Genomic DNA, 4,479 nt, shown 5'->3' with positions numbered 1-4,479 from the left:
ACATGCTATCCGGCTGCAGTCCTGGCCAGGCACGAACTTTCATGATTTTACCGTGCTGGCCTGGTTGTTGATGATAGTGTTGATTCATGGGTTGAAGCGATTGAGTACCTTATGCAGGTGGATAAGCAGGATATGCTGAACAACGCGAATCAGTTGGTTTTGGATGTTGAATCTTTGAGTCGCGTTCTGAGTGAAGTGGTTTGATTTTTTCAGGTTTGGAACAAAAACAGCGAAATCGGGGTCAGGTTTTGATTCTTGCTACCCGTTATGTCAAGGGTTGCGACCAGTCTTCAACCTCTAAGCCCGGCACTCTACAAAATTCTTTGGTGTTATTGGTAACCACGGTCAGCTCCAGACTTCGGGCATGTCCAGCTATCATATTGTCATAGCTGCCAATCAGCTGACCGGTAGATTTCAGGAAGTGTCGAATTTGAGAAGAGTGCTCTGCTGCATCCTCGTTAAAATCCAGTATTGGGATAACACTCAGGAGGGTATTTAACTCTTCCTGTTTTGTCTCCCGAAGTCTTTTTGGGGCGGAGCAAATGCCAAACATAAGCTCACCAAAAGTAACGGCTGATATAAACATACGACCATTGTTGTTTTTAAAATGTGCTTTAATACTACCTTTATCGCGCCCTCTCAGGATGTGAATCAGTACATTGGTGTCAAGTAAATATTTCATTATGACCAATCTCCAAAATCACGTTCTTGTGGTAGAGGCTGTTCTCTGTCAGGGTAATCCGGACAGACCGAGATGTTGTCAAAAAATTCGTCCCAGTCAACATCCACGGGGGAAATGGTCAAAGTATTCCCTTGTTTCTGGATTTGAACGTGCTTTACATTTTCGGGAAACGCAAACTCTTTGGGAATGCGTACAGCCTGCGTTCTGTTGTTTTTGAAAATGGTCGTTTTCATATTCGAACCTCCCTTGTATATACCTGAGTATATACAAGATTAAAAATTCAGGCCTTGCCTACAGATCTACAGATCTAGGGAAACCGGGGTCGAAACCGGGGTCAGGGTCGAAACCGGGGTCAGGTCTTGATTGTTGACATCGTTTGACTCTGGGAAACCGGGGTCAGGTCTTGATTGTTGACATCGTTTGACTCTGTTCTATTTTTAAAGCTCTTTGGCTCGTTCCCACGTTTGGCAGAACACTGGCTCCCATGTTGAACTCATACGATATCTCTGGTTGTAGAGTCTGTTTTCGGGTGTGGATCCTTACTGGGCGTTTCGGTCAGTTAAGCAGTCAATAACTGCCGGGCTTTCTTAATCCTGTGATGCCGACACGACCTCAGCCCTCATAGCGTTAGCCTCCGGTTCCGCCGTGACCACTTGGCATGAGTTCCAGTGTTTGCTGGACTTGTCTGCGTCCGGTGTATCGAATAACAGAAACTATTCACCACTCTATACCGTTCAGGCTTTCACTGGCATACGCCAGCTACTATGCCGTCTGCTGACTTCTGTATAGCGATCAGGACACCTTACGATGACCTCAGTCTGAAATGTCAGACACTACACAGACCTCCCAAGGTAAGTCACACCGCCTTCACTGCACAACTGCCGGATCTACTGCCTGAATGTCCGGATGAGTATGGGACTTCGTTACCATACGCTAACTCGTCCCCACGCAGGCAGCCTCATATCCGATTTATGTTCGTCAGCTCGCAGTTTTGCTCCACACTGCCTTCAGCCTGTACCTCGCGATACAAACCTTGTGTTTCGCTAGCCCTTCACCCTCATCTGGCTGGGCAGGGGACTTTCACCCCCAAGCTGTGCAACATGCTCGGCACACCATATGCATTCCCACGCTGGAGCGTGGGAACGAGTAAACGAATAATATTTATTATGCCGGGCCATCTCTCACAGTGATGCACAACGCTGGTATGCTAGTTTTGACTGTTGTGCCTATCCACGAAGGAATGATGCAGTCTGTCGTTATGTCCCCCCTATGAAGGTGCTGGAAGCGATGGCAATGGAAAAACCGGTAGTGGTTTCTGATCTGCCACCGTTAACCGAAATGGTGGAACACGGGGTTACCGGTCTTATCTGTCGACCGGATAATGCAGATTCACTGGCAGAATGTCTTGAAAAACTGCTGGAAAAGCAACTGGCCGTGCGGCTGGCAACCGCTGCCAGAGAATGGGCTGAGAATAATCGTACCTGGGAGCAGAATGGTAAGCAGTATGTTCAGATGTACTCTACCATTTAGCACCTGAACAGCCGCTTTTGCAATAATGTGCTGAAATTTCTCCGCCCATCAGCGCAAAGCAATATGGCAACGGTGACGTCCTGGTTATTTCCTGTTGCGTTCTTAGTTACTAAATAAATAATACGAAAAGGCTTCCTTACCAATTGCCGATATTCAGTATTCCCGAACCGGGTCAGTTCCGGAACTATGGCACCTTTATAGGGCTGCTCCCTGAGGCTTTGCAAGGCGGTATTAAAAGTCTGCCTTAATTTCACTGCCCGGGGGTTGCCAAAGTGGTCTCTGGTGTAGGTGACAATATCCAGTATGTCCCGTCGGGCATCCTGAGTGAGAATAACTTTTGTCACGATTACTCCCCTGTGCTGTTTTGTGATTCTTCACCATTGTTATGGTCCCGGTTATTATCAGGAGCGTCATCCATCAGGAGTTGATCAATATCAGCCATTACACTGTCTGCCGTAACGGTGTGATGGTCGGCCAGCTGACGTTTTCCCAGGGCCAGCAGTTTTAACAGGGCGATATCTTCCTGCAATGCTTCATAACTGTGGATATCCTGAATAACAGCTTTAGCTTCACCGTTCTGGGTGATCACCAGCGGCTCCCGGCTTTCTTGCAGCTGGTTTAGTACCTCGGCTGCGTTGGCTTTCAGGTAGCTGATGGGCTTGACTTGTTGTGAGAGTTTCATCCTGAATTGCCTCCATGAGACTTAATTAAGACCTTATATAGTCTAGCTGGTTTACTATCATACACAAACCTTTTGGGCTGGTTTTAGCATTAACCGCCCTGCCTTTTCTATTGAGCCCTGCAAGATACTTTTCCTATCCTCTTATTCCTTTATTGATTTCCAATGACTAGAAAATACTTCGGTACCGACGGCATCCGTGGCCGTGTCGGTCAATTTCCTATTTATCGAGTTTTGCAAAAGTACCGTACAACCCAGGCTGAATCTGCATGGTCTGAAGATTGTGGTGGATGCCTCCAACGGCGCCTGTTACAAGGTGGGGCCTGCGGTATTTGCTGAGTTGGGGGCTGAGGTGATCAGCACCTGTATTGAGCCCAATGGCACCAATATTAATGACGGTTTGGGTTCCACCTGTATTAACCATTTGCAGCAGCAGGTGCTGGAACATCGTGCAGATCTGGGCATTGCCTTTGATGGCGATGGTGACCGGCTGATCATGGCGGATGGCAATGGCGCCGAGCTGGACGGTGATGAGTTGCTGTTTATTATGGCCTGCTCACTGCAAGACCGTGGTCTGTTGCAGGGCGGTGTGGTGGGCACGGTGATGTCCAACCTGGGGATGGAGCACGCCCTGGCCCAGCGCAATATTCCGTTTACCCGTGCAGCGGTGGGCGACCGTTATGTTAATGAGTTGCTGCTGGCCAATGGCTGGTATCTGGGAGGAGAACCCTCCGGCCATTTGATCTGCCGACAGGTGACTACAGCGGGTGATGGTATTGTGGCCGCTTTGCAGGTACTGGCAGCGGTTCAACATTCCGGAAAAACCCTGGCGGAACTGAAGCAAGGCATAAACAAGTACCCACAGCATCTGGTCAATATTGTTATGACCGAGCGCCGAGACCTTACCCGTATTCCTGCAGTGACCCGTGCCGTTACCGAATGCGAACAGGCACTGGCTGGCTGTGGTCGGGTATTGTTGCGCCCTTCCGGTACTGAACCCGTCGTTCGGGTGATGGTAGAAGGTGAGGATAAGGCGGAAATTACCCGACACTGTCAGGTGTTGGCGGAGAAGGTTGAGCAGGTATTGAAGGCGTTGAACGGTTAATAGGCCTTGAGTACGTTTCTTTCCGTTATTATCCCCTTTCGGAAGCGGTCGGGCGATCGGGCTTCTGTTGAGCGTCTTGATCAGGCCATTGCCTGTTTTACAGATCAACCAGATATCGAACTCGTGGTTTTTGATACGGGGCGACAATCAACGCGCTTAAAATTGACTAATAGACAGCAGAACAACCTGCGCTATTTACATCAGTATCAGCCAGGTGTATTCGCTCCGGGGCGGCAGGTACGTAATGCGACGGTTGCCTGCCCATTTTAAGGCAGAATTTTTTAAGCCTGTTTTGCAGCAGGCTTTATACCAGGAGGCGTTTGAATCCTGGTTTCGTGGTGAAGTCTGTAAAGTGGATGGCATCGCCTTGGCCTCCAGCTGTTTACTGATCCATCGTGAATGGTTTCTGGCGATGGGTGCCTTTCGTCAGGCGTTTGCTGGCCATGGCTATGAAGACTTTGATCTGATTCACCGACTGGCCAT

7 protein-coding genes are annotated in these 4,479 nt (G+C 49.0%); 3 read left to right on the top strand and 4 right to left on the bottom strand.

Features of this window, described 5'->3' with window-relative positions; all coding sequences use genetic code 11:
- Window positions 1-265 precede the first annotated feature (265 nt).
- Both KDK17_RS18595 and KDK17_RS18590 read right to left on the bottom strand, forming a co-directional pair.
- Window positions 266-682, bottom strand: a complete 417-nt coding sequence (locus KDK17_RS18595; RefSeq protein ID WP_257281343.1) for a type II toxin-antitoxin system VapC family toxin — start codon at window positions 680-682, stop codon at window positions 266-268.
- Window positions 682-915 carry an antitoxin gene (locus KDK17_RS18590; protein ID WP_257288767.1) on the bottom strand — a complete coding sequence of 78 codons (234 nt, stop codon included), beginning with the start codon at window positions 913-915 and terminating at the stop codon, window positions 682-684. The genes KDK17_RS18595 and KDK17_RS18590 overlap by 1 nt, the downstream gene beginning before the upstream one ends.
- 943 nt (window positions 916-1,858) lie before the next feature.
- Between KDK17_RS18590 and KDK17_RS18585 the strand changes: the two genes are divergently transcribed.
- Window positions 1,859-2,212 (top strand): glycosyltransferase family 4 protein, encoded by a 354-nt coding sequence (locus KDK17_RS18585; protein ID WP_257281403.1) that lies wholly within the window; start codon window positions 1,859-1,861, stop codon window positions 2,210-2,212.
- On the opposite strand, the gene KDK17_RS18580 is transcribed toward KDK17_RS18585, so the two are convergent.
- Together KDK17_RS18580 and KDK17_RS18575 are read right to left on the bottom strand one after the other, a co-directional pair.
- Window positions 2,209-2,556, bottom strand: a complete 348-nt coding sequence (locus KDK17_RS18580) for a type II toxin-antitoxin system RelE/ParE family toxin (protein ID WP_257281341.1) — start codon at window positions 2,554-2,556, stop codon at window positions 2,209-2,211. The genes KDK17_RS18585 and KDK17_RS18580 overlap by 4 nt on opposite strands.
- 2 nt (window positions 2,557-2,558) lie before the next feature.
- The gene (locus tag KDK17_RS18575; protein WP_257252408.1) at window positions 2,559-2,894 is read right to left on the bottom strand and encodes a type II toxin-antitoxin system Phd/YefM family antitoxin; all 336 of its coding nucleotides are present in this window, start codon (window positions 2,892-2,894) and stop codon (window positions 2,559-2,561) included.
- Between the two features lie 196 nt (window positions 2,895-3,090).
- Here KDK17_RS18575 and KDK17_RS18570 point away from each other — a divergent pair, with 196 nt between their 5' ends.
- Both KDK17_RS18570 and KDK17_RS18565 read left to right on the top strand, forming a co-directional pair.
- Window positions 3,091-3,996: a hypothetical protein gene (locus KDK17_RS18570; protein ID WP_373691618.1), complete on the top strand. Its 906-nt coding sequence runs from the start codon at window positions 3,091-3,093 to the stop codon at window positions 3,994-3,996.
- Between the two features lie 244 nt (window positions 3,997-4,240).
- The coding region (locus tag KDK17_RS18565; protein ID WP_257288765.1) for a hypothetical protein at window positions 4,241-4,479 on the top strand (239 nt) is incomplete at its 3' end.

The organism is Endozoicomonas sp. SESOKO2 (genome assembly GCF_024606245.1).
Classification (GTDB): Bacteria; Pseudomonadota; Gammaproteobacteria; order Pseudomonadales; family Endozoicomonadaceae; genus Endozoicomonas_A.
Note: the sequence above shows the minus strand (reverse complement) of the source record. Positions and strands in the feature narration are given on the sequence as shown.